The sequence below is a fragment of the Geomonas anaerohicana genome (genome assembly GCF_016458305.1).
GTDB lineage: Bacteria > Desulfobacterota > Desulfuromonadia > Geobacterales > Geobacteraceae > Geomonas > Geomonas anaerohicana.
Genome location: NZ_JAEMHL010000001.1, coordinates 576,902 through 601,725 on the forward strand (window position 1 = coordinate 576,902; position 24,824 = coordinate 601,725).

The 24,824-nt window shown below is 63.0% G+C and carries 24 protein-coding genes; 6 read left to right on the forward strand and 18 right to left on the reverse strand.

The genetic code is table 11. The annotated features are described in order from the left end of the window. Positions 1-131 precede the first annotated feature (131 nt). Entirely contained in the window at positions 132-1,766 is a 1,635-nt protein-coding gene (locus JFN91_RS02405) for an RCC1 domain-containing protein (protein WP_199387607.1), read from the reverse strand. Between the two features lie 152 nt (positions 1,767-1,918). Here JFN91_RS02405 and JFN91_RS02410 point away from each other — a divergent pair, with 152 nt between their 5' ends. Next, positions 1,919-2,821: an ROK family protein gene (locus JFN91_RS02410; RefSeq protein WP_199387608.1), complete on the forward strand. Its 903-nt coding sequence runs from the start codon at positions 1,919-1,921 to the stop codon at positions 2,819-2,821. 87 nt (positions 2,822-2,908) lie between these two features. Next, positions 2,909-3,301, forward strand: a complete 393-nt coding sequence (locus JFN91_RS02415) for an FKBP-type peptidyl-prolyl cis-trans isomerase (RefSeq protein ID WP_199387609.1) — start codon at positions 2,909-2,911, stop codon at positions 3,299-3,301. Positions 3,302-3,444: 143 nt separating this feature from the next. Here the strand turns inward: JFN91_RS02415 and JFN91_RS02420 are convergent, their stop codons facing one another. Both JFN91_RS02420 and JFN91_RS02425 read right to left on the reverse strand, forming a co-directional pair. Beyond that, positions 3,445-3,831 carry a phospholipase effector Tle1 domain-containing protein gene (locus tag JFN91_RS02420; protein WP_199387610.1) on the reverse strand — a complete coding sequence of 129 codons (387 nt, stop codon included), beginning with the start codon at positions 3,829-3,831 and terminating at the stop codon, positions 3,445-3,447. 37 nt (positions 3,832-3,868) lie between these two features. Next, positions 3,869-4,165: an MTH1187 family thiamine-binding protein gene (locus JFN91_RS02425; RefSeq protein ID WP_199387611.1), complete on the reverse strand. Its 297-nt coding sequence runs from the start codon at positions 4,163-4,165 to the stop codon at positions 3,869-3,871. 212 nt (positions 4,166-4,377) lie between these two features. Here JFN91_RS02425 and JFN91_RS02430 point away from each other — a divergent pair, with 212 nt between their 5' ends. The 4 genes from JFN91_RS02430 (at position 4,378) to JFN91_RS02445 (ending at position 7,316) form a co-directional block, all read left to right on the forward strand. Next, a complete protein-coding gene (locus tag JFN91_RS02430; protein WP_199387612.1) occupies positions 4,378-5,313 on the forward strand; it encodes an NAD(P)H-binding protein in 936 nt (311 codons plus the stop codon). 134 nt (positions 5,314-5,447) lie between these two features. After that, the gene (locus JFN91_RS02435; RefSeq protein WP_199387613.1) at positions 5,448-5,840 is read left to right on the forward strand and encodes a response regulator; all 393 of its coding nucleotides are present in this window, start codon (positions 5,448-5,450) and stop codon (positions 5,838-5,840) included. Between the two features lie 19 nt (positions 5,841-5,859). Beyond that, positions 5,860-6,579: a PilZ domain-containing protein gene (locus tag JFN91_RS02440; RefSeq protein WP_199387614.1), complete on the forward strand. Its 720-nt coding sequence runs from the start codon at positions 5,860-5,862 to the stop codon at positions 6,577-6,579. Between the two features lie 26 nt (positions 6,580-6,605). Beyond that, the gene (locus JFN91_RS02445) at positions 6,606-7,316 is read left to right on the forward strand and encodes a cytidylate kinase-like family protein (RefSeq protein ID WP_199387615.1); all 711 of its coding nucleotides are present in this window, start codon (positions 6,606-6,608) and stop codon (positions 7,314-7,316) included. Between the two features lie 27 nt (positions 7,317-7,343). On the opposite strand, the gene JFN91_RS02450 is transcribed toward JFN91_RS02445, so the two are convergent. From JFN91_RS02450 to JFN91_RS02520, 15 genes are all read right to left on the reverse strand, one after another. Further along, positions 7,344-9,515, reverse strand: coding sequence for an alpha-amylase family glycosyl hydrolase (locus JFN91_RS02450; protein ID WP_199387616.1), 2,172 nt, complete (start codon positions 9,513-9,515; stop codon positions 7,344-7,346). Positions 9,516-9,717: 202 nt separating this feature from the next. Further along, positions 9,718-10,170 (reverse strand): MarR family winged helix-turn-helix transcriptional regulator, encoded by a 453-nt coding sequence (locus tag JFN91_RS02455; RefSeq protein WP_236014876.1) that lies wholly within the window; start codon positions 10,168-10,170, stop codon positions 9,718-9,720. 72 nt (positions 10,171-10,242) lie between these two features. After that, positions 10,243-12,300, reverse strand: coding sequence for a PocR ligand-binding domain-containing protein (locus JFN91_RS02460; protein WP_199387618.1), 2,058 nt, complete (start codon positions 12,298-12,300; stop codon positions 10,243-10,245). A gap of 163 nt (positions 12,301-12,463) precedes the next feature. Next, positions 12,464-13,063, reverse strand: a complete 600-nt coding sequence (locus JFN91_RS02465; RefSeq protein WP_199387619.1) for a response regulator — start codon at positions 13,061-13,063, stop codon at positions 12,464-12,466. 16 nt (positions 13,064-13,079) lie between these two features. Continuing rightward, positions 13,080-14,990: a PAS domain-containing hybrid sensor histidine kinase/response regulator gene (locus tag JFN91_RS02470; RefSeq protein ID WP_199387620.1), complete on the reverse strand. Its 1,911-nt coding sequence runs from the start codon at positions 14,988-14,990 to the stop codon at positions 13,080-13,082. A 201-nt stretch (positions 14,991-15,191) separates the two neighbouring features. After that, entirely contained in the window at positions 15,192-15,932 is a 741-nt protein-coding gene (gene modA / locus JFN91_RS02475) for a molybdate ABC transporter substrate-binding protein (protein ID WP_199387621.1), read from the reverse strand. Between the two features lie 288 nt (positions 15,933-16,220). Beyond that, positions 16,221-16,637: a DUF350 domain-containing protein gene (locus JFN91_RS02480; RefSeq protein ID WP_199387622.1), complete on the reverse strand. Its 417-nt coding sequence runs from the start codon at positions 16,635-16,637 to the stop codon at positions 16,221-16,223. Between the two features lies 1 nt (position 16,638). Next, the gene (locus tag JFN91_RS02485) at positions 16,639-17,772 is read right to left on the reverse strand and encodes a glutathionylspermidine synthase family protein (protein ID WP_199387623.1); all 1,134 of its coding nucleotides are present in this window, start codon (positions 17,770-17,772) and stop codon (positions 16,639-16,641) included. A gap of 3 nt (positions 17,773-17,775) precedes the next feature. Continuing rightward, a complete protein-coding gene (locus JFN91_RS02490; RefSeq protein WP_199387624.1) occupies positions 17,776-19,095 on the reverse strand; it encodes a hypothetical protein in 1,320 nt (439 codons plus the stop codon). A 253-nt stretch (positions 19,096-19,348) separates the two neighbouring features. Next, a complete protein-coding gene (locus JFN91_RS02495; RefSeq protein WP_328745476.1) occupies positions 19,349-19,699 on the reverse strand; it encodes a c-type cytochrome in 351 nt (116 codons plus the stop codon). 107 nt (positions 19,700-19,806) lie between these two features. Continuing rightward, positions 19,807-20,337 carry a HyaD/HybD family hydrogenase maturation endopeptidase gene (locus JFN91_RS02500; protein ID WP_199387626.1) on the reverse strand — a complete coding sequence of 177 codons (531 nt, stop codon included), beginning with the start codon at positions 20,335-20,337 and terminating at the stop codon, positions 19,807-19,809. Positions 20,338-20,431: 94 nt separating this feature from the next. Beyond that, a complete protein-coding gene (gene cybH / locus JFN91_RS02505; RefSeq protein WP_199387627.1) occupies positions 20,432-21,097 on the reverse strand; it encodes a Ni/Fe-hydrogenase, b-type cytochrome subunit in 666 nt (221 codons plus the stop codon). 12 nt (positions 21,098-21,109) lie between these two features. After that, positions 21,110-22,807, reverse strand: coding sequence for a nickel-dependent hydrogenase large subunit (locus JFN91_RS02510; protein WP_199387628.1), 1,698 nt, complete (start codon positions 22,805-22,807; stop codon positions 21,110-21,112). Position 22,808: 1 nt separating this feature from the next. Further along, positions 22,809-23,921 (reverse strand): hydrogenase small subunit, encoded by a 1,113-nt coding sequence (locus tag JFN91_RS02515; RefSeq protein ID WP_199387629.1) that lies wholly within the window; start codon positions 23,919-23,921, stop codon positions 22,809-22,811. Positions 23,922-24,187: 266 nt separating this feature from the next. Beyond that, positions 24,188-24,823, reverse strand: a complete 636-nt coding sequence (locus JFN91_RS02520; RefSeq protein ID WP_199387630.1) for a response regulator — start codon at positions 24,821-24,823, stop codon at positions 24,188-24,190. Position 24,824 lies beyond the last annotated feature (1 nt).

Sequence of the window (24,824 nt, forward strand, 5' to 3'; positions counted from 1 at the left end):
GGCACTTGCTGCCCTAAACCGCTCGGACCTGACGCCCCGAAGGGGATAGAAAACGTCGGTTTGCGCCGGCGAAAAAGACACCCCCGCATGACAGCAGCCTGCGGGGGTGTCTTTTGCTTGAAGCGCAGCAGTCACCTGAGTCGTAAACCGCTGACCCGCACAGGCGTTGCCCGGTTCGTGGTAGTGCCGTCGCCCAATGCTCCGCTGAAATTGTTGCCCCATGCCCAGATGGTCCCGTCTGCTTCAAGTGCCAGCACATAATCAAGACCTACCGATATACCGGTTATTCCGGCCAGAGAGCTTACCTGTATGGCGGTTTCGTCTCCCCCCCAGTTCCACACGGTCCCGTCCGCTTTCAACGCCACCGTCGGTTTGATCGGGTAATTGAGCCCCCCGGAAATAGAGTCCGAGATTGCCGTCAGGCCGGAAATGGTGGTGATCTCCGCAACGGTGGTTCCCAAGCTCCACACCGTGCCGTCCGACTTGATGGCATATTGCCCCCCATTTGGAACCATGGCTCCAGCCCCAAGCTCCATCAATGAACTGATGCCGGAAAGGGCGGTAACCTGCTCCGGAGTCGTGGCAAAATTCAAGGTCCAGACAGTTCCGTCGGTCTTGAGGGCGTAGTAGGCGGATATTGATTTGACCCCGGTTAGCCCCGCGATTTGAGCCGGCGCTGTCGCGAACGTTATGGGGTAGGAATCCCGCCCCCACCACCAGACCGTGCCGTCGCTTTTCAACGCGACCCCGTGGCTGTGGCCGGCGGCGATGGCAGTCACCTGTGACAGGCCCGGCAACTGCTGAGGCGTAGTAAGGCTCGGAGCTGCCATGGTCGTATGATCTGCATGACGTTGGTCCCGCCCCCAGATCCATACTGTGCCGTCATTTTTCATGGCTATGGGGGTGTTGTCGCCGGTTCTTATGTCGACGATATTGCCCAAGCCGTGCACCTGAATGGGTGTGGTTCGGGAGGCGGTGGTCCCATCGCCTAGCTGACCGTCGTTGTTGTTGCCCCAGGCCCAGACGCTGCCGTCAGCCTTCAAAGCCATGGATGCGTAGTATCCCGCAGCGACTTTGGGCGTGGTGGTAAAGCTCTCGTTGCCCCTGGTTGAAGGTGTCGGTACATTTGCATCGGCAACAGTACCGCCGAAGGCGCCGGAGGACGTTATTGTGGCGATGTAGATAGTTGCGCCGGTTGCGGTGTTGGTTATGGTCACCGATGCGCCGTCGCCGGCGACGGTTACGGTAATGGCATCGAAGAGCCGATCCAGGGCATTTCCTATCGAGTAGGCGGAATGCAGCGGGTCAAAGTCGTTCGGCACGTGGTAGGTGGTCAACATGATGCCGAACCTTGCCTTAAGTTGCGCAACGGCGCCGGCAAGGTTTCCCCTGATGATACCGTGAGAGGTTTCGGCGGCGGCCCCGCCACATGCAGAGCGGACCACCAGGTCGGAGAAGGGGTTGACATTGGCGGTGCCCGCGTCGTCGGCAAAGGAGTAAAGGAATCGGCCCGCGCCGGCATCGACCTTTACTACGTACGGTGCGGTCATCCCGTAGACGTTGATGCTGAATCTTCCTGCTGCCGAAGTCGTTGCTGTTTTAACGGCCGCCTGGGAGTCGATCACTGTCACCGCAGCATTGCCGAGCGCCTTACCTGTCGCGGCGACACCTCGCACCGCAGGCGGCGTAGGCGAACCACCACCTCCACAGCCTGCAACACAGACAACGAGGATCAACGCAAACATGATTCTCTGTAACTGTCCCATTATGGACGACCTCCCAAGCAATTGTAGGCTCTGTCAGTGGCAGGGGATCTCGATAAAACCGTATCGTCAGACAACCGGCGATCTTGAATGCTTGATTAAGTGTTACGAATTCTCTTATGCTGGTCGGACTTCACCCGGTGACAGGAGCAGCAATGGTTGCAACAGAGATGTTTCGCATCGGCATTGACTTGGGCGGGACCAAGACGGAAGGGGTGCTGCTCGATCCTGCGGACGCGGTGCTGGTGCGGGAGCGGCGGTCCACGCCTCTCGCCGAGGGGTACCAGGCTATCCTGGAGTCGGTGGCGCATCTGCTGCGCGACCTCGCCGCGCGAGTGCCAGAGGGCACACCCTATAGTGTGGGCGTGGGTATTCCGGGTTCGGTGGATGCACTCACCGGCCTGGTGCGTAACGCCAACTCGGTCTGCCTCATCGGCCGTCCCTTTCAGGCTGACCTGGAGCGGCTTTTGGGGAGAAGGGTAGGGGTGCGCAACGACGCCGACTGCTTCACCCTGGCGGAGTGTCGCAAGGGCGCAGGTGCCGGGCACCAGGTGGTGTTCGGCGTCATCATGGGGACCGGCTGCGGCGGCGGGATCTGCTACGACGGCGTGGTGCGCGAGGGACCGCACCGGATCAGCGGCGAGTGGGGGCACGTTTCCATCGATCCCGCCGGGGCACCCTGCTACTGCGGCAACCGCGGCTGCATCGAGACCAAGATCAGCGGGTCCGGCGTGGAGGCGGCGTATCTGGCCCGCAACGGGGTGAGCCTCACCATGGAGGAGATCGTGGCCGAAGCCCGCCGCGGGGACGCGCGGGCGCTGTTGGCCTTCAACACCTTCCTCGACGATTTCGGCCGCAGCCTTGGCGGCCTCATCTCCGTCCTTGATCCAGATGCGGTGGTCCTGGGAGGGGGGCTTTCCAATATTGACGAGCTGTATCACGCCGGCGTGGAACGGGTGCGCCACTACGCCTTTCACAACGACCTGCGCACGCCGATCCTGAAAAACGAGCTCGGAGATTCCGCCGGCGTCTTCGGCGCGGCCTGGATCGGAATCTAGCCGTCCCCGGCGATAAATTTGAAATAACTAATGTCTTTGCTACTATAGTCTGGTTTCTGGCCCCAACCCCAACCAAGGCGGTGCCCCATGGAAACCGAACCCGGCAAAAGGATCAACATCAGGTACAAGTGCAGGCTCGATGACGGCAGGGTTTACCTGGTCGGCGAGCACAACACCCTCGAGTTCGTGGTCGGAGCGGGACGCGTTCCGCCTGCACTGGAGCAGGGGCTGATGGGGATGGCCCGCGGTGATCACCGCGTCATCCGCGTCCCTGCCAACGAGGCCAATCTCTTCCCGTTTCCACTGGGCTCCCACTTCGCCTTCTCGACCGACCGCGCCCCCGGTGTCGCCTATGATTTCGGCCCCGGCATGGGCGGCGATGTCTCCCTCTCCCTGGGCAGGCGCGACTACCGCGAACCCCTCCCCGCCGACCAGGACGTCTTCTTCGAAATCGAAATGCTCTCGGTGGAGATGCAGTAGCCACGACCTGCCGCGCCAGAAGGGACTGGCTCCGTTAGGTGCCTGTCCCTTTAGCGGAACGCTCCTTCCCGCTCAGCAACCTTCCCCAAACACTAAGGGGACAGGCCCCTAGCGGAGCCGGTCCCCTTATTCGCGTCCCTACATCACTGCGCAGGCACCGGCAACTCCAGGTTGATCGTGATGTAGCCCTTGCTCCTGGCAGTATAGGCGCCGCGGCTGAAGCCGTAGACGTAGATCTCGTCCCCGGGGTCGTAGTTGTCGATCAGGAACTTGTACCCCTCCCGGATGTTGAGCGACAGCCCGTAGCCGAAGGCGCCGCCGCGGATGTGTTCGAACCACTTGGTGCCCACCCCGGAGTCGTACCATTTCAGGGTGCCGGCAGTCAGATCGCCACCGGAGTAGCTGCGGGCATTGACGCCGGAGATGGAGGCGAAGAGCCTCTCGACGTTGGTGTTGGTATCTTTGCCGTCGCTGCCGTCATCGGGCTTGTTCCAGGTCCCATCAAAACACACCACCAGTTTCTTCGACATAGGCGAACCTCCTGAGGGTTTGATTGACGTCTCTTCTTTACATCTTCTCCTGCACGCTCCTGATCTTGTCCTCCATGGTCTGCTCCCGGTCGGTGCGGGTGCCCAGTTTCACCGTGGTGGTGATGCGCGGAGCGCCCATGGCGTGGACGGTCTCGTGGCAGCGCTTGATGGCGGCGAAAACCTCGTCCCACTCCCCTTCGATGTTGGTGCCGTAGGAATGCAGCGCGATCTTCAGCCCGGCTTCGTTGAGCACCTTTTCGCAGGCTGCGATGTAGCTGGAAAGGGATACGCCGACACCCAGCGGGACGATGCACAGATCCACCATGACTCTCATGACTATGCTCCTTCAGTGCAGTTAGTTGAGGACTTGCCAATGACGGCGGCCCGAGTAGCAATGATAATAGATGATGAGCAGGTTTTAAAGCGACAAACTTTACGACCGGCACCGGAGTGCACACAGCTGCGCCACGGTGTTGACTTTGACTGCCCAGCCCCTAAACTGATTCAATTCCCATGCGTTAAAGACCTGCCACAGCGGAGAGGATCGTGACCCAGACAGAGAAGGCAAAAGCGAAGGTACTGATCACCGGGGCCACCGGTTTTATCGGAAAGAGACTGGTGCATGCCCTGGCGGCGGAGGGGATCCCGATCCGTTGCCTGGTGCGCAGGTCGGATGTCGTTTTCCCGCCGCAGGTGGAGGTGGCGCAGGGGGACCTGCTGCAGCGCAATTCGCTGCTTGCGCCGCTGCGGGGGATCGAGACTGCCTACTACCTGGTGCACGCCATGGGGGGCGAGCGCGCGGGATTCGAGCAGCGCGACCGCCAGGCGGCGGAGAACTTCGTGGCGGCGGCGGAGATGCAGGGGGTGAAAAGGGTCATCTACCTGGGAGGGCTGGGAGAGGAGGGTGACCAGCTCTCGGAACACCTGGCGAGCCGCCTGGAAGTCGCGAGGATCCTGCAGCGCGGCGCCTTCCAGACCACCTACCTGAGGGCTGCCGTCATCATCGGCGCGGGGGGCGCCTCCTTCGAGATGATCCGTTACCTCGTGGAGCGGCTGCCGGTCATGATCACGCCGCGCTGGGTCTCTACCCGCTGCCAGTTCATCGCGGTGCAGGACGTGATCGCCTACCTGGTGGGGTGCCTGAAAGACGGGCGCACCGCCGGGCACACCTACGACATCGGCGGGCCCGAACTGCTCTCCTACCGCGACATGATGGAGCGCTTCGCCGAGGTGGAAAAGAAGTTCATCAAGATCATCCCCGTCCCCCTGCTGACCCCGAAGCTCTCCTCCTACTGGGTCTGGCTCATCACGCCGGTGAAGCCGTCCATCTCCATGCCGCTCATCGAGGGGCTGGGCAACGAGGTCATCTGCCACGACCAGGAGATCAGGAAGATCCTGCCCATCCCCCTGACCGGGTTCGAGGAGGCGGTGCGCCGGGCGCTCGAGGAAGAAGCCGGGCAGGGGGAGGCGACGCTCGCATGAAAAAATCAGCCCGCTTCCTCTTCAAGGTTCATTAAGGGGTGCCGATAAGCTGAACAGGTCAGGTAGCCAGTCGTTGTCAAATCCGCTTTGACATCGGTCGCTTCGCCATCGCAGCAGGCGGTAAGGGGAGAGAGATGAAGTGCTTGATCATAGAGGACAACGAATTCCTTCGTGAGGGGCTCATTATGTTCCTGCAGGGAGTGGCGGACATCGAGACGGCGGGCAATGGCCGGGAGGGGGTGGATCGCTTCACCTCGGCGCTGCAGCAGGGGCAACCCTTCGACCTGGTGCTGCTCGACATCGTCATGCCGGAGATGGACGGTCAGCAGGCCCTCAAGCTGATGCGCCAGGCGGAACAGGAACGCGGGAGTGCCGGAAAAAAGAGCGTGATCATCATGACCACCGCCCTCAACTCCCCTGCCAACATGGAAGAGGCGATGTGGGACGGGGACTGTTCCGATTACCTGGTGAAGCCGGTGGCGCGGGCCGACCTGATGGCTATCCTGCACCGTCACGGCCTGCTCTGAAGCCGGAAGGGAACCCGACATGGAACCTAACTTTTACCGGCCCACGGTGCAGATCTCCCTGGAACAGGACTCGGCGGAGATACTCTCAAGCTTCAGGGAGATCATCAAGAGCGGCGCGGGGACCAGGGTGAAACTGCTGAACTACTACAAGGGGCTGCCAATCAGCTATCCGGCCAACCTGGTGGAGGTCAGCGGGCAGGTTCTGGAACTGGACGTGCACCCGCAGCAGGCGGTGGCCCTGGGGCTGTCCGGGCGGACCTGCATCAAGTGCGGCACCTTCAGCCATACCCTCTTGGCCGACGTCAAGGACGCGGACGTGCGGCGCATGGTGGCCTCGCTGCACAACTTCAGCTACGTGGACCTGATGGCGGAACAGCGCGCCTCGCTGCGGCTCGAACTGGATCCGCCCTGTGAGGCCGAGATAATCGCCTCTGGGCGCACCGTGGCGGCGCAAGCGCTGGATGTCTCCCTGGGGGGATTCTCGGCGTTGAGCGCGCAGCCGAGCCAACTGGCCAAGGGAGACGAGGTGCTGCTCAAGGTGCGGATGCCCAACCTGCTGCACAACACGGTGAGCCTGCTGGAGGTGCCGGCAACCGTGGTGGATGTTGCCTGTGGCGATGACGGCGACCTCTGCCGTTTTTCCATCAGCTCGGACGCCCAGGCGGAGGGGATCCTGTCCCGTTTCATTTTCCAGCGCCAGGTGGACCTGATCCGGGAACTGAAGGAGATGAGCGGCTAAGGCCAACCCGGAAGAAGGAGAGAGAGATGCCTGACAACCTGTTCATACCGTCGGTGGATTTGCGGATAGGAAGCCTCGAGGAGTACAACCGCAGACAGAAGGAGAAGGCTGCGTCGCGTCACGCCAAGCCCAAGGCCCGTCCCTGCATCACCATCTCCCGGGAGTACGGCTGTACCGGTTATCCGACGGCGGAGCTTCTGCGCGACATCCTGATGCAGCGGACCGGCGAGGAATGGGTCATGATCGACCGCGCCATCATCGAGGAGGTCGCCAAGCGCCACAACCTGTCCCAGGAGATCCTGCGCACCTTGGGCGAAAACAACCGGCTCCTGTCCGAGATCCTGGCTACCTTCTCCTCGCGCTGGAAGAGCAACTACGACTATTTCCTGCCGCTGTCACAGCACGTGGTAGCGCTCGCCGAGCAGGGCAACGTCCTGATCCTTGACTTGGGCGGAGCCATCGTGGCGAGGCACCTGGAGCATTCCTACCACTTCAGGATCTACGGCTCCGAGGCCTTCAAGATCGCCACACTGGCCCGTCGCCTCAATATCGAAGAGGAGGAGGCCGAGAAGCTCATGCACCGGCAGCAGAAGGTGCGCGACCGCTTCACCAGCGATTTTCTTAACCAAAACGGCCACGACCCCGCCCTCTATGACATGCTCTTCAACAACGACCGCTGCGCTTCGGACCGGATAGCCCACACCATCGCCGATTTCGTGCTGGGGAAGGCGGGGTGAAGCCGCCCCCGCGTGCCGAACGGGTGATCAGACCGGCACCAGCTTCAGGTACTGCACCTCGTTGGGCAGCGTGAACACCACGTAGATGCCGTTGTCGTAGATTTCCCGCGCCTCCCGCGGCTCCGGCCACAGGTCGCGGTGCGCGTCGTCCGCCACCAGGTTCCTCGCCTGGTACTGGCCCGATAGCCTGATGTGCTCGGGCAGGCGGAACACCCCCGCGTTTCCCCCAGTTACGTTCAGGTTCACGAATACCAGCGTCACCGCGTCCTTCTCCCCGTTCTCGCCGCGCCAGCGCGCCACCGAGAAGATCTCCTCGTGGAACCCGCCCCCGACCAGGCCCAGGAAGTAACGGTTCGGCTCCCGCAGCTCCGGCGTCGCGGCTCGCGCCTGGTTGATCTTCAGGTACATTCGCCCCACGGCCTCACGCTCGGGGATGTGCTCGGTCCATGCCTTGTACATGTTGGCCCAGCTGTCCCGGAATGGGAGCTTGTCGGCCAGTCCCAGCGGCTGTCCCATGAAGACCATCGGGCAGCCGTACATCGAGGCGGTCACGGCGTAGCGGGCCATCATGGCCCACTTGTTGTCGTTGTCCACCTCGTCGTGGCTGGAGCCGTTGTGCATGACCAGCGCCTCACCGCCGAAGAGGGTGCTCTCCTCCTCCAGCGAGTGAAACAGATCCGTCATCCTCACCGTGTTCATCCGGTACAGGTGGTGGTCCTTGGTGGTCAATACGTCGAAGACCCGGTTCAGCCGGTACTGGATCACGTCCGGGTCGAGCACCTCGGCCAGGAAGATGAAGTCCCAGCGGGCCTTTCTGGTGCGGTTGACGATGTACTCCCAGAGCTGGTTGGGGAGCCCCTGGGCGAAGTCGGCGCGGATCCCCGCCAGCTTGCCGCCGCTCTTTTCGATCCAGTAGGGGAGGATGTAGCCGAAGTACTGCCAGAGTTTTTCAGTATCACTGTCGGAGGCGAGGTCGGTGTAGAAGAGGTCGCGCTCGTCCTCGGCGTTCCCCTTCGGATCCCAGTGGGTTACCGGGTTGCCCCAGTAGTCGGTGCCCCGGCCCGGTTTGGGGCCCAGGGCCGAGTAGTCGCCGAAGAACCAGTCCACGTTGGCGTCGTCCCAGATGTGCTCGTTGAGGCGGTCCGTGGGCGCCCAGACCGCGCATTCGAAGTCGGAGTGGGCGGCCTCGCGGTAGTAGGGGACGCTGTGCCCGTCGACGAAGGCGGTGCCGCGGGTGCACCAGGAAGGCCTGTGCTGCCGGATCCAGTTTTCCGCTTCCTGCATGGTGCAAAAGCCGAGGTCGATCGCGCCTGCACCGTAGATGACATCGCGGCCGGCATGGTTGAAGGCGAGGTCGAGGATGACGTCCAGGTCCACGTCGCTTGCCTCCTTGAACAGGATCTTAAGCAGTTCCAGGGCGCGGTCGGCAGCGGCGTTGTCGGCGAGCCAGCGGTTGATGCTCCAGTAGTCCCGTGACGAGTAGGGGCTCCCCGGGCTGTCGTTGGGCGCCCAATCCCACTTCTGGCGGTCCCAGCGCCACTGCGTGTTGGGGAAGACCGGCATGAGCCAGAGCGTGTTGAAGCCGAGGTCGTTGGTGATGTAGGTGAGCTGGAAGGGGTTGAAGCCGTCGAAATCATGGGTGGAGAGGAAGTCGTCCAGGGTGCTGCGGTTCTCGTAGGAACCGCCGGCCAGGGCCTCCACGGTGAGCGCGTTGGCCTCGTACAGGCACGCCTTGGCAGCCTTGTGGGGGGAAACCACGACGGCGCAGTCGCGCTGCAGGGGGGTATCCGGCCAGGGGGGGAAGTCGTTGTGCCACCACCAGGTGTCGGAGCCGGTGGCGCGGTAGCGGGCGGTGAGGCGGTAGGCGCCGCACTGCTCCACCGGCAGGGTGAGGCCGAAGACCAGGTTGTCGAAGGAGTTGCCCTGGAACGCCATCCGGTGGGGCATCCAGTACGACGTGGGGCCGCCGGAGTCGGCAAGCGGCTCGTGGGTCTTGACGAAGTCGCGGCGGTTCAGGTTGCTGAAGAGCTCGACCTCGAACTGCTCCGGCGCCGTGCCTTGGGCCGCGATCTCAATGCTGATATTGAGTTGTGGTGCCGTTGCGCCGCCGGTGGTTTCGTCCAGCAGGAGCTTCACCGTGCCGTAGTTACCCCAGCGTCCGTTCACCTTGAGGTTGCCGATCCAGGGACTGTATGCCATCGCCGCACCTCCCGCGCCGGCAGGTGCCCCACCGGCAGATTTCTCACTTTTGGGAACAAGGTAGAACAGTAGCGGAGATTGGCTGGTTGGCAACAAGTGGGGGGAGCGGGAAGGACTGTAGGGGCGAATAATCATGCGCCCGGCTCCGTTGCGATCGCGTCGATCTGTCTAACAGGGATGAAGGTGATGCTAGGCAGGAACCCTAGGGTAGGTTGGCGCGGATCTTCTTCAACAGGCGGACCAGTTCCCGCTGTTCCGCCTCGTCGACGTCGCGCCACATCTGCTCGATCAGGTTGCGCGAGACCTCCTCGAAGACCGGCTGCAACGCCTGCCCTCGCTGCGACAGCCTGACGTACACGGTCCTTTGGTCCTGCGTGCTGCTCACCTTGTCCACGTAGCCGTTGGCGACCAGTTTCCCCACCAGGGCGGTCACCGTCGACTTGTCCCGGCGCACCGCCTTGGCCAGGTCCTTCATGGTGACCTGGTCGTTGTTGAAGAGGTGGTACAGGATGGCACCGTGCGAAGGGGCCAGTCCCTCGATGCCCAGGCGCTTGAGCTCCTGGAGCAGGTACCGGTTGATGCCGGCGCGGGTCTCGCTGATGATGGTGGCTATGTTGCGGGTTTCCATGACATGGGAATTTAGTTTGACGGCCAACTAAAGTCAACAAAAAAACCGGCAGGTTCAAACGGCCCCCCCGCCGGTTGGGAAAATCCGGGTGCAAGGGGATCAGTCGTCGGAGAGGAAGGTGTCCTCGATCTTGACGGAAAGGGTACTGATGTCGAAGGGTTTCTGGATGAAGTGCATCCCTTCCTCGACCACACCGGTTCTCGCCACCAGGTCGGCCGTGTAGCCGGACATGAACAGCACCTTCACCTCCGGGAAACTCCCCTTGATCTCGTGCACCATGTCGCTGCCGCTCATCCCGGGCATGATGACGTCGGTCAGCACCAGATCGATACTGTTCTCCCTGCTGGTGCAGATGTCGATCCCGTCCCGGGGGGTGTCGGCTACTATGACGCGATATCCCAGCTCCTCGAGGTAGGATCTGGTCACCCTGCGCACCATGTCGTTGTCCTCGACCAGCAGCACGGTGCCCGTCCCGATCCGGACGTCGGTGCATCTCCTCTGGGCTTCCGCCGGCGCGGCAGTACTGCTGCGGGGGAGGTAGATCTTGAAGGAGGTGCCGTGGCCGACCTCCGAGTAGACGTTGATGAAGCCGCCGTTTTGCCGGACGATGCCGTAGACGGTGGCGAGCCCGAGGCCGGTCCCCTTGCCCAGCCCCTTGGTGGTGTAGAAGGGCTCAAAGATGTGCTCCAGCACCTCCTTGCCCATCCCCATCCCCGTATCGCTCACCACCAGCTGCACGTACTCGCCCGGGAGGGCGTCGCGCAGGTACTGGCAGCTTTTCTCACTCAGGTGCACATTTTCGGTGTGGATGGAGAGGACGCCTCCGTCGGGCATGGCGTCACGGGCGTTGACGGCGAGGTTGACCAGCACCTGGTCGACCTGGGACGGGTCCATCTTGACGCTCCAAAGGTCGGTCCCGGGGCAGAAGTTCAGAGTGATGCTCTCCTCGATGAGCCGCAACAGCGTCTTTTGCGCCTCGCCCACGAGCTGGTTCAGGTCCACCGGCCTGGGGTCGATGATTTCCTTGCGGGAAAAGGCGAGCAGCTGCCGGGTGATTTGGCCGGAGCGTTGCGCGGCGGAGGAGATCTGCTCGAGCGACTGCCACAGCGGGTGGTCAGGCGTGATCTTCATCTGGGCCAGTTGCGCCTGTCCCAGGATGACGGTGAGCATGTTGTTGAAGTCGTGCGCCACCCCGCCTGCGAGTCGACCCACTGATTCCATTTTCAGCGCCTGGCGCAGCTGTTCCTCGGTGTGCTTGCGCTCCGTGATATCACGTACCGTGGCGATGACGCCGACGATCTCACCGCCTGCATTTTTCAGTGGGGCCAAGGTGTCCGCATGCCAGATGGAGCGGCCTGAACCGGGGAGTTGCAGTTCGACCTCCCCCGAGCTAACGCCCTGGCCGGCCAGCACCTGCTTGAGCCTCTCCACCACCCCCGCCCGCTCGAGCATGGGAAAGGCGTCCCCGGGGCGCTTGCCGATAACCTGCTCCGCGCGGTATCCCGACATCTCCTCCATGTAACGGTTCCAGACCTGGAAGCGCAGTCCGCAGTCGTAGACGATGATCCCTTCCTGGGCTGAGGCGATGATCTGCTGCACGCGCTCCTCGCTCTCGCGCAGGCACTCCTGGACCTCCAGGCTTCGCAACTGCGTCAGGCCCTGTATGGCGAGCAGTTCGGTCAGGTTGGCGATGAAGGAAAGGTTCTGGTCCAGCTTGTCCTGGCTGATCACCGGGACCCGGTCCATCGCCAGCAGGTAGGGGCTTGCATCAAAACCGTATTTGTCCGCCTGGAGTTGGAAACGCTGCCGGTCGGGAGGGCTAAGAAACAGCTGCCCCGTGAAGATGTTGGCCAGGTGTTCCCCCTCTATCAGCAGGGGAGTGGCGGTGTCGGTAAGCCCGAGGGGGCAGGTGATCTGGACGTGGCGCTGCTGGTCCTGCAGGCCGCTGGTGATTTTCCGGTCGCTTTCGATGCAGAACTTCTCGGTGGTGGGGTTGGCGCGGTGGAACCTGGTGCAGATGTCCTGCCACCCGGAGCCGGTCAGGATGTTCCCTTCCAGGTCGATGATGGCCGAAGGTATTCCGGATACCTCGTACAGGCTGTCGAGGATCGTTTGCAGCTTCGGAATGTCGAGAAGTTGCGCGATGGTGTATTTCATCAGGTGGCCGTTATCCGCAATGTCAGAAAGTCACATCGTTTAACTATGAGTCACGGGATGATATCACATTATCCTAATAGATCATTAGGGGAAGCTGTCAATGAGGGAAAAGGAAGGGGCGGTGGGGAAAGATCGAAAGAGTCACTTCCACAAAGAGCACCGCTTACTTGATGAAGTCCTTCATGGCTATGGCAGCGCACTCCGGGCAATAACTGTGGCTGAACAGTGCCTCCGAGTGTTCCGAGATGTAGCATTCCAACTGGTTCCAGTAACCCTGGTCGTCGCGGATCTTCTTGCAGGTCATGCAGATGGGGAGGAGCCCGGAAAGCTCCTTCACCCGCGACAGGGCCGCCTGCAGGGCCTCGTTTTGCCGTTGCAGCGCCTCCTTGCGGGCTTGCAGTTCCAGGTGCACCGCCACGCGCCGGGCCAGGATGGCCGGCTTTGCCGGCTTGGTGATGAAGTCGACCGCGCCCATCTCGAAGCCGCGGGTCTCGTCCACCTCTTCGTTGAGCGCGGAGATGAAGATGACCGGGATGTCCTGCAGCCGCGGGTCCTGCTTCAACTGGCGGCAGACCTCGTAGCCGTCCATTTCCGGCATCATGATGTCCAGAAGGATCAGGTCCGGCGCCGCAGTCTGCACCAGTCGCAGCGCCTCGATGCCGCTGTTGGCGCCGATGACTTGGTACTCGGAGCGCAGCACCTTGTACAGGATGATGAGATTGTCGATGGTGTCGTCTACGACGAGAAGTGTTTTTTTCGCCACCGGACCCTCAGAACGATCAGGAAGTCTGTTGCAGACGCTGGTCAATTTCGATATTCAGCTCCTCGCACAGCCTTTGCACTGTTTGCAGGGCTGCCGAGCAATCAAACTGTTTGATTTGCTGGTTCAACCGAGACAGCATGGGAAACTCGGGAGCAACATCGGCAAGGTCACTCAACTTATCCAGCACCATCATGTTTCTTTGCTGTAACAGTGGAACCACGGAGCTAAGTATGTCGGCAAGTCTGGGGATGTCAACAGACACTGCCGCTGAGGGGGGGACTGCGTCGGAGGGGACTTCCTGTCGAGCTGCGGGGACCTGCAGGCAGCGCTTCAGTTCCTGCAGCAATGATGCGACCTCGACCGGTTTGGCGACGTAGCCGTCATAGCCCAACTGCAGGAACATCTCCTGCTGGTTCTTCAGTGCGTGCGCGGTGAGCGCGATGATCGCGGTACGGCTGCCGGAACCCTGTTCCAACTCCCTGATGCGGCGCATCGCTTCGTTGCCGTCCATGGTAGGCATTTCCACGTCCATGAGGATCACGTCGAAGCGCTGCTCGCGCCATTTGTGCAGCACCTCTTCCCCGTGGGCGGCGGTGTGCAGCGTGTGCCCGAAGCGCTCCAGGAGCCGAGACATGATGTTGCGGCTGGTTTCCTGGTCATCGGCCAGCAGGATGCGCAACTTCTCTCCCTCCCATAGCGGCCTCGCGTCGCTCCTGGAGGTGGCGTGGGGCCCCAGCAGCTCGTCGGAGCGCCGAAACGGGATCACCATGTGGAAGCTGCTTCCTGCATTTTTGCGGCTTTCGGCCCAGAGCCGCCCCCCCATGAGTTCGACCAGCTTGCTGCTGATGGAGAGCCCGAGCCCGGTGCCGCCGTACTTGCGCGTGGTGGAGCTGTCCTCTTGGCCGAAGGGGGAGAAGATGCGGTCGATGGCCTCGGCGGTGATGCCAACGCCGCTGTCGGTGACGTTGATCTCGAGATCGGCGACCTCGCCGCGATCCTCCTTGACCGAGACCGAGACGGTGACGCCCCCTTCCCTGGTGAACTTGATGGCGTTGCCGACGATGTTTAACAGCACCTGCTTCAGTCTCAACTGGTCACCCACCAGGGTGTCGGGAACGTCCTCGGCGACCTCGGGGCGCAGGAAGAGCCCCTTGGCCACCACCGCGCTCATCTGCGCCTTGAGGACTTCGTTGATGCTGCGCCTGATACTGAAGCTGTGCAGTTCCAGGTCGATCTTGCCCGCCTCCACCTTGGAGAGGTCGAGGATGTCGTTGATGATGGTCAAAAGCCCTTCGGAAGAGGCGAGGATGCCGTCCACGTACTCCTTCTGCTCGGCCGTGAGCTCGGTGAAGGCTAGCAGTTGCGACATCCCCATGATGCTGTTCATCGGGGTGCGGATCTCGTGGCTCATGGTGGCCAGGAAGTCGCTCTTGGCGCGGTTGGCCGCTTCCGCGCTCTCCCGGGCCAGCACCAGCTCCATCTCCGCCTTTTTGCGGTCGGTGATGTCGAAACAGTAACCGATGTAGCCGGCGAAGCTGCCGTCCACCGCCAGCATGGGGCGGCCGATGTCCAGGATCCAGCGGAACTCCCCGTCGTGACGGCGCAGACGGTACTCCATCTCGAAGCTTTCGCGCTTCTCGAATGCTCCCAGCCAGATATCCACACAACGCTGCAGGTCATCCGGGTGCACCCCTTCCGCCCAGCCGTTACCGTATTCCTGTTCCATGCTCCGGCCGGTGAACGAAAGCCAGGTGTCGTTGAACCAGTCGCACTCCGCCTTGATGTTGGCCCGCCAAATCAGGACCGGCGCCTGGGCCAGGATTTTCAGGTAGTGGTCTGCCAGCATCTGCTCGAGGGGGGGACCCTGCCGCCCGGAACCGGTCGTGCGTGGGTGCGTGCTGGAAGGGTGATTGTCGTTCGTTGCCATTCTGGCCCTCTCCTGCTAGCGGCTCGGGTCTTGGATGAACTATCTAAGCTCGGAAACATTATTATCAGATAATTTGATTCTCTCAAACATATTTTTTCTTGAAGTGGTTTATTGGCATAGTTTCGAAAAATAAGGGGGTTATAGTACCCAGATTGGCGGTTGATACTGTCCAACTCGGGAGAAGTGCAATGACGCAGTTGCCTAGAAAGAGAAGCCATATTTCTTCAATACGGAGACCGCCTCGGGCTGTTTCAGGTAACGCAGGAAAGAAGCGGCCTCCCCCTTGCCGACCGCGGAGGCGGTCAGTGCTATCGGGTAGGTTACGCGCGGGTAGAGTTGCTGCGGCACCGTGAACAGGATGCGCGCCCGCTTCCCGAATTGCGCGTCGCTGCGGTAGACGAAGGCGCCATCCACCTCGCCGCGTTCCGCGTACATCATGCTCTCCCGGACGTCCTTGGCGAAGACGAGCTTCCCGCCCAGTTGCTGCGTCAGGCCTGCCTTGCTGATGGCCTCTGTTGCATACTCGCCGGCGGGGACGCTCTTGGGGCTTCCCAGGGCGATCCGGTCCAGGGCGGCGAGGTCGTGCATGCCGGTGACTTTCCTGGTCGTGCTGCCGGCAAAGACCAGAATGTTGTAGGCCAGGGGCTCGCTGGAGGAGACCAGTTTCCGCTCTTTCAGGTAGCTCATCCATTCCTCGTTGGCGGAGATGAAGATGTCGGCGGGGGCGCCGCTTTCTATCTGCTTGGCGAGGGTGCCGGAGGCGCCGTAGTTCCTGACGATCCTGGTGCCGGGATGCTTGCGGGTATAGCCGTCGGCGATTTCGTTGACCGCTTCCTTCAAGCTGGCGGCGGCCGAGATGTTGATTTCCCCGGCGAGGACCGGGGTTGCCAGCAACAGCAGGACGACGAGTGATGATACAGTCCGGGGCAGTAGATTCTTCATGGCACGCTCCTTTTACAACCTGAATAGGGCGGGAGCTACACAACGCGTGCCATATCTGTCTGGTAGGGGTGAACGTCAGAGGGGTCTTGCCCCCCCTCCCTTGACGGGAGGGGGACGGGGGGTGGGTGAAGCCGCAAACATTGGAAATGATGGCATTTCCCCCCACCCCCTTCCCCCTCCCGCCAGGGGAGGGGGAAGGGGGCGTGATCTGGGATGTTGCCGGGAAAAGCGGCACCTGCCGCGTGATGCGGCACAGGTTTTCCCCAACGGCCCGGCGCCGGAGCGGGCTTAGTAAGTCATGCAGGCGGCGTTCACGATGCCGGCGGCGAGGGAGAGGGCACCCAACAAAATGGCCGGAGCCAGCATGTCGCCTGCGATGGCGCGGCTCAGGTCGGCGAAGATCAGGCGCAGCACCAGGAACACCAGCAGCTGGACCAGGAGGGCGACCGCGGCCCAGACCAGCATGTCCAAAAGTGAGACGCTGTGGGCGATGGCGCTGGCCAGGGAGATGGCGAAGCCCAAGAGCGCACCGGCAAAACTCACGGCGGGCGCCACCTTGCCCTGGGCGATGAGCTTGAACTCCGGGTAGGGGGTGATGCGCACGTAGATGACGCAGAACAGGGCCACCAGCAGCGCCGCGGCCAGGAAATGCAGGAAGTAGCCGTTCACTCCCCCCAGGGACTCCACCACCGTTACCGAATTCATCTCATCCCTCCACGAAAAAGTGCGGCAGGAACCTGCTGCCGTTGGTAGTGATTTCCGTCGCGTCCTCACGGATGCCGATCCCGGCGGGGTCGCCGTCGATGACCCAGGAGCCGATGACCGGGTAGTTGCCGCCGAAACAGGGAAGCGGCTGGTACTGCTGCCGGATGTAGCCGTCGCCGCCGTAGCTGCCGGGGGTGCTGGTGACGCTACCTTGCCGGTGGATCTCGATGTTGCTCCCCTCCCGGGAGAAGAGCGGCTTACGGACGAAATCCCCCGGCAGGGGGCGGTCCTCGAAGCCGGCCGGCAGGAGGTTCGGGTGCCCCTCGAACAGGTTCCAGAGGATGGGGAGGATTCCCTTGTTGCTGAGCACCATCTTCCAAGGTGGCTCCATGAGGCGGATCCTGGCCCGGGTGAGGTGGCGCCCGAACTCCTCCCGGATCATCCACTCCCACGGGTAGAGCTTGAACAGGACCCTGATGGGCGCATGGTCCAGGTCGACGAAATCCAACCTGGTGCTGTCCCAGCCGATCTCCTCGACGTAGAGCCTGCGCGTGCGCGCGCCCGCCTGCAGTGCGGTGTCACGCAGGTATTCCAGGTTGCCCAGGTCCTCCATGGCGTCGCCGGCGCATGCGAAGTGGACCGGGGTCCGCTCCAGGTTGGGCCAGCGCTGCCAGAAACGGATCAGCTTCTCGTGGATCGAGTTGAACTGGTCGTCATCGGGGCGGGTCTCCCGAAGCCAGAACCACTGCACCACGCTTGCTTCCAAAAGTGACGTGGGGGTGTCAGCGTTGTACTCGTACATCTTGGGCGGGCCGCTGCCGTCCCAGACCAGGTCGAAACGGCCGTAGAGGGTGGGCTCGTCGTTCTCCCACGAGTCGGTCACCAGGGCTGCGAATTCCTTGGGGATGTGGAGCTTCGCGAACAGGTCGCGCCGGATCACCTCCTCGACCGCCTGCAGGCAGAGCGAGTGCAGTTCCGCGGTGGCGATGTCGAGGGTGTCGATCTCGCTGCGCGTGAAGCGGTAGCAGGCGGATTCGTCCCAGTAGGGGGCGCCGTCGATGGTGTGGTAGAGCATCCCCACCGACTCGACACGCTCGCGCCAGTTCTCGCGCGGCGTCACCGCGATGCGCTGCACCGGCTACCCTCCGAAGCCGGCGTGGAAGCCGCCTAGCGAGCCGAAGCCGCCGCGGCTCACGCTGGTGACCCCGACGGCGCGGGCGGCCCTGCCGGAACCGCTGCCGTAGCGGGGGCCGTAGTAGTGCACGCTGCCGCCATAGCTGCCACCGCCACCCCCCTCGCCAGGGACCTCCCGGCATGAGGAGTCGCCCCAGTCGTCCTGGCAGTCTTTCTTGTTGGCGTAGAGGTAGTGGTTCTCCTCGCCGTAGCTCATCACGGCCAGCGTCCCCATGAGCACCAGGGAGATCTGCAGTGAGCGCCGTGGCAGCAGTTGCGCCGGCGCTACGGAGGATTCCGGGGCGGTTTTGCCGGCCGCAAGGGCCTCCCAGGTGGAAAGGCGCGGGTAGCCGTCCCGGAAGTAGAACCAGGCCACGACCATGAAGAGGTACAGGTCGAGGGCGTTGCCGAACAGGATGAAGAGCACGAGGCCGATCCCGGCGACCACGACGGCGACCGTGGCGCAGTAGAAGGCGTTCAGGTCGGCGCGCTCCAGCCGGGCCATTACCGGCGCGACACCTGCCTCGCCGTTGCGGCGCGAGGGGGCGCTCCAGTGCCGGATCAGGAAGAAGCCGGCGACGGCGAGGGCGATGCCGCAGATGCGGATGGGGTAGGCGGGGAGCGAAAGCGCCATCCCCATGAAGACGTCGGAGAGCCCGACGGTGAATATGGCGATCAGGGCGAACAGTAAGAAAAAGCCGGCCATTAGGCGGTAGCTCCCGGCCGACTTGAGGAACTGGTCCAGGGCGATCCTGCTGCAGTGGGATTCGGTGGCGCCGACGGTCTTGTTGGTGAAGCTGACGTGGTGGACGTCCTGCAGGTAGCCCAGGGCATCGGCGAAATCGTCGTCGCTGATCAGGTAGCGGTACACCTTGATCGATTCGCGCAGGTTCTTGTCCGAGCCGTGGTGGAGCTTCAGGTTCTCCTGCTTGTCGACCTGCAGTTTCAGGTCGTAGACCGGGATTTCCTGGATGCCGAGCAGCCCCGTTTTGAAGATCCGGTCCGGGGTGAGCATGATCTCCTGGGTGAGCAGGCAGTCCGCTCCGATCTCCCAGCAGGCCACCAGGGCAACCACGCACAGGATCTGGAACACGAAGAAGCCGTCCTCCAGGAAGAGCTGGAATAAGGGGAGCAGGACGACGGGGGTGATCAGCGTGGTGAGCTTCGGCCAGAGCCGGTAGCGGATGGTGAGGGTCTCCCCCTCCTGCCAACTGCGCAGGGAGCGTTCCGGCCGGCCGGGCTGGTCTTCCATGTTGTCGAACGAGATCTTTTCGAAAAGGGCCATGGCACTCCCCGCTGTAGTAATGGCGGTCGGAATATATGCCACAGTTTGCATAAAGTAAATAAGCAAAAACGAGCGGGCTTTAATGCCTGTGGCCGGTGCTGGTCTTCGCCCGGATGCGTCCACATCCCCTCTCCCTCTGGGAGAGGGTGCCCGAAGGGCGGGTGAGGGAGGTGCGGCTGCTGTCCCCTCACCCTGGCCGAAAAAGTTCCCCCTCCCCTTGCGGGAGGGGGATATTTGGGAGACGGGCGGTCGATCAGCGGAAGGTGGCGAGGATGTACTCGGCGATGAGGCGGGCGTCGGCGTCGGGGATGGTTCCCTGGTCGAAGCGGGTCATGCCCGGGCCGGGGGTGCGCATCCTGGCTACGATCCCGGCGGGCGTGGTGATGCCGTGGTCAGCCAGCACGCCGCCGTGCAGGGTCTTCTTGGGGTTGATGACGTTGCCGCCGTCGGGGTGGCAGGCGGCGCAGCGTTCCTTGAAAAGCTGGGCACCGCGCTCGCTTGCCACCGGAGGCGATTTGCTTTTGTTCGGTTCGGTGCAGCCGCTAAGGAGCGCGGCTACGGCGAGGCAGGCGGCGATGTGGCGGCCCGGCAGCGGCAGCCGCACCGGACGGCGGACCTGCCTGCTGCCAAGCCCCCCTCCCGGCCTCCCCCCTCCGGGGGGAGGGGCTTGGGGAGGAGTTGTGCCAGGAGCGCGACACAGCGGCATGGCGGCTAGTCCCGGCAGACGTTCACGGCGCGGGCGACGGGGCGGCACTGGACGCCGAAGGCGGAAAGTTCCTTGAGCACCGCCCCCTTCATGGTCTCCACCTGCAGCGACACCTCGTGGGTCAGCTCGGTCCCCATCTGGATGCTCCCCGGCTGCACCCCGATCAGCACCATCTGGCCCGGCGCCTGCCCCATGAGTCGCGCCACCGAGAGGAGGTCCTTGAGCCCCATCTGGTGCGGCGACACCTTGGTCTCCAGCGCGATCGGCAGTTCCTCGCCGGCAAGCCGCACGCAGGTCCCAGGCTCCTTCCCCGTTTCCACGGCGTCCACCATGATCAGGTGGCTCCTCCCCTCCAGCACCGGGAGGAGGTCGAGCCCCAGCGTGCCGCCGTCCACGATCTCCACGCCCTTGGGGAAGGTGTACTCGCGCTGCAACTGCTGCACCACGCGGATACCGACACCGTCATCCCCCATCACCACGTTTCCTACCCCAAGCACCAGGACCTTCGGTGCGTTCTTCACGGAATGAGCCGCCACGTGTGAATTCTCCTTGTTGATTAGATGTGATCTCCGCCCCTGGCGTGCACAGTCCCCTCTCCCCCCGGGAGAGGGTTAGGGTGAGGGGAAACGGTTACTCTCCTTTTTTCACCGTGAACTTGTAACCGCTGAACATGCTGGAAATTTCGCCGCCGTGCTCCTTGATGTCCATGAGCCAGGCGCTGTAGATGTGGTTGATTACAAAGCCGAAGATGAGCCACATGCCGAAATGGTGGGCGAGCCGCATCCCCTGCAGGCTGAAGTGACCATACATGAAGCCCAGCGACTTGAACATAATCCCCCCGGGCGCGTGGGTGGCATACATGGCAAAGCCGGTGAGGATCATGGCCAGGTAGATCAGGAAGAGGACGAAGTAGGCGGTAGTCGCCAGCGGGTTGTGTCCTACGATCTCCGGTACCTGGTGCGTCTGCAGCGTGTAGTAGCGGATCATGTGCCGGAGCTTTTCCCTCCCCTTGGCGGAGTACATGGGGAAGAAGGCGCGCCAGCTGGCGTGCTCGTTGCCGATGAAGGCCCAGACCACGCGCGAGGCGACGCTCACGGTGAAGGCGTAGGCCGCGACGAAATGGATCAGGCGGATCCATCCCATGGCGTAGTCGCTGGCGCTGGCGCCGAGCGTGACCGGGTGCCCGATGAGAAAGCCGGTCCCCGACAGCACCACGATGGCGAGCACGTTGATCCAGTGGAACCAGCGCAGCGGCAGTTCCCAGACGTACTGCTTGAACTTGCAACGATCCGACATGGCCCACCTCCTCTAGGATGCCTTCACCCTGATCATCTCCCTGCCGGTGGCGTCGAGAACGTGCACGGCGCAGGCCAGGCAGGGATCGAAGGAGTGGATGGTGCGCAGGATCTCGAGCGGCTGCTCCGGATTCGCGACCGGCGTGCCGAGCAGGGCCGCCTCATACGGCCCCGCCTGCCCCTTGGCGTCGCGCGGCGAGGCGTTCCAGGTGGAGGGGACCACCGCCTGGTAGTTGAGGATCTTCTGGTCCTTGATCTTGATCCAGTGCCCCAGGCCGCCGCGGGGCGCCTCGTGCCAGCCGTAGCCGTGCGCCTCGGCTGGCCAGGTGGCCGGGTCCCAGAGCTCATTGGAGTGGATCCTCAGGTCTCCCTTGGCGATGTTGCCGATCAGCTCGTCCAGCCACTTGGGTGCCTGCTGAGCGATGACCAGGCAGTCGATGCCGCGGGCGCCGGTTCTACCCAGGGTGGAAAAGAGCGCCTCCGGGCCGACCCCGAGTTTCTTCAGCACCAGGTCCACCGCCGCCTTGGTCTCCTTGTGCCCGGAGACGTAGGCCACCAGCACGCGGGAGAGCGGCCCGACCTCCATCGCTTTCTCCTCGTAGCGCGGCGCCTTGACCCAGGAGTACTTCTTGTCGGTGTCCAGGTACTGGTAGGGGGGCTTGGGGCCGGTGTAGTTGGGCTCGCTGGAGCCCTCCCACGGGTGCAGCCCTTTCCCCTCGCTCCCCGCATCCTGGTACCAGGAGTGCTCGACGTGTTCGGTGATCTTCTTCTGGTCCAGCGGCACCACCTTGGAGATGTCACGGTTCAGGATGGCGCCGCCGGGGAGCCACGGCTTGCCGCTGGCGTCCGGGAACTCCGGGTAGCACATGTAGTTGCCGACCCCGGCGCCGATCCCCGCCCAATCCTTGTAGAAGGAGGCGACCGCCAAGAGGTCAGGGATGTAGACCTTCTCCACGAATTCCTGGGCCTTGTGCAAGAGGCGCTTCACCTCGATCAGCTTGTCGGCGTTCAGGGCGTTCTGCGAATCCGGGTCGATGGGGATCGACATCCCTCCCACCAGGAAGGTCTGCGGGTGCGGGTTCTTGCTCCCCAGGATGGCGTGGATCTTGATGATGTCCTTTTGCCACTCCAGCGCCTCCAGGTAGTGCGCGGTGGCCATCAGGTTCGCCTCGGGGGGGAGCTTGTAGGCCGGGTGCCCCCAGTAGGCGTTGGCGAAAGGCCCCAGCCGCCCGGAGCCGACGAACGCCTTCACCCGGTCCTGCACCGACTTGAAGTAGGTGGGTGAGTTGTTGGGCCAGTCCGAGATGGAGGCGGCCAGCTGCGCGGTCTTGACCGGGTCGGCCTTGAGCCCCGAGGTGATGTCCACCCAGTCCAGCGCGTGCAGGTGGTAGAAGTGGATCACGTGGTCCTGGGTGTTCTGGATGGCGATGATGATGTTGCGGATCAGCTGCGCGTTGGGGGGGACCGGGATCTTCAGCGCGTCCTCGACGGCGCGGATGGAGGCGATCGAGTGCACCGTGGTGCAGACGCCGCAGAAGCGCTGGGTCCAGTACCAGGCGTCGCGCGGATCGCGCCCCTTCAGTATCGTCTCGATGCCGCGGAACATGGTGCCGGAAACCCAGGCGTTACTGATCTTGCCGCCGGAGACTTCCGCTTCGACGCGCAGGTGCCCTTCGATCCTGGTGATCGGGTCGACAACGATCTTGCTCATCTTAGTCCTCCTTGGCGTCTTCGCCCGGTTCCTTGTCCTTTCTCATGGCGGAAAGCGCGCCGTGCACCACGAAGGCGCCCGCGGCACCCGCCGCCAGCCCGAGGCCGATGGCGTCTGCGGTGTGCTCGATGCCGAAGCCGGGCACGTTGGGGAGCCGCCGGTACATGGGGGACATGACGTCCCAGAACTGGGGTTCGGCGCAGCCGACGCAGGGGTGGCCCGAGCCGATGGGCCAGGCGGTCTTCTCGTTGTAACGCTGGGTGGGGCAGTTGTGGAAGGTGGCGGGACCCTTGCACCCCATCTTGTAGAGGCAGTACCCCTTGCGGTGCCCGTCGTCCCCCCACTTCTCCACGTACTGCCCGGCGTCGAAGTGCGGGCGCCGCTCGCAGTTGTCGTGGATGCGCTTGCCGTAGGCGAAGAGCGGCCGGCCGTGGCCGTCGAGAGCGGGGATCTTGTTGAAGACCAGGTAGTGCACAATGGTGGCGGTCAGGTTGTCGGCGTTGCAGGGGCAGCCGGGGAGGTTGATCACCGTGGCGCCCGGGACCGCCTCCTTGACGCCCACCGCGCCGGTCGGGTTGGGGGCGGCCGCGGGGATGCCGCCGTAGGAGGCGCAGTTGCCGATGGCGATGGTGGCCGCGGCGCCGCCGCAGACCTGGCGTGCGCGCTCGAGGTTGGACTTGCCCCCGACGCAGCCGTAGACCCCGCCGTCCTTCATCGGGATCGACCCCTCGATGACGGCGAAGTACTTACCCTTGTAGTCGGTGATGGTCTTGTCCAGCGCGGCCTCGGCCTGGTGACCGGCGGCGGCCATGATGGTCTCGTGGTAGTCGACCGAGAGGATGTCGAGGACGATCTCGGCGACGGTCGGGTTCGCCGAGCGTAACAGCGCCTCGCTGTCGCCGGTACAGCCCTGGAATTCGAGCCAGACCAGGGGCGGCCGTTTCACCTCGTCCAGCGCCTGGGCCACGGACGGGGCGAAGGAAGGTGGCAGCGCGAGCGCCGCCGTGACCGTTGAGCAGAACTTGAGGAAGTCGCGTCGTGACACGCCGCGCTCCTTCAGTATCTGGCTGATAGAGAAAGTTTCGTTACACGGCTCTGTTCTCGTCGTGCTCATCCCGGCCTCCCCTTGCTGACAGCGAAACGGTGGACTCTTTGGCGCGTGAACCAGAACTGGCAGTATATCCTATTTTAGTAGAAAGATGTTTTATTGCAAGAGGAGAAAATGAATCGGGTGAGAAAATTATTCATGGAGAGAAAGGGGTTATGGGTAAAACGAATATTTTATGTCTGTGGAGGCGGGTGCCAGAACGGAATGATCTCCTGTTAGCACCCTCTCCCAGGGGGAGAGGGGATGTGGACGCATGTGGCGGAGGATCGCTGCTAGACCAACCCTTTTTCCTGAGCGTAGCGCAACAGCGCCACCCTGCCGTCCACGTCGATCTTCTGATAGATGTTGTGCAGGTGGACCTTGACCGTCCCTTCGCTGATACAGAGCTTGTCGGCGATCTCCTTGTTGCGCAGCCCGCCGGCCACCATGCGCACCAGCTCGACCTCGCGCTGGGTCAGGAGACCCGCCACCTCGCGCCCCCCCGCTTCGCGCTTCAACAGTTTTTCCAGGGCCTGCTTGGCGGAACGGCGCTCCAGCCACTGTTCGCCGGCGTGCACCTTGCGGATGCACTGCACCAGGAACTGCGGCGCCATCTCCTTCAGGACCACCCCCTGGATGCCGAGCATGACCGCGTCCAGCATGTCCTCGTCCTCAAGTGCAGCCGTGAGCAGGACCAGCCGCGCGCCGAGCCGTTCCTCGGTCACCCTGCGCGCCACCTCGATGCCGTTCAGTCCAGGCATGCGGATGTCGAGCACAGCGACATCGGGTTGCTGCCGGCGGATCTCTTCCAGCGCTTCGGTGCCGTTGCTGCAACTGGCCAGTACCTGGAAATCCTCCTCGAAATTGAACAGGCCGGTCAGCCCGTTCAGGATCAGCGGGTGGTCGTCCGCGATGACCAGTCGTATCATG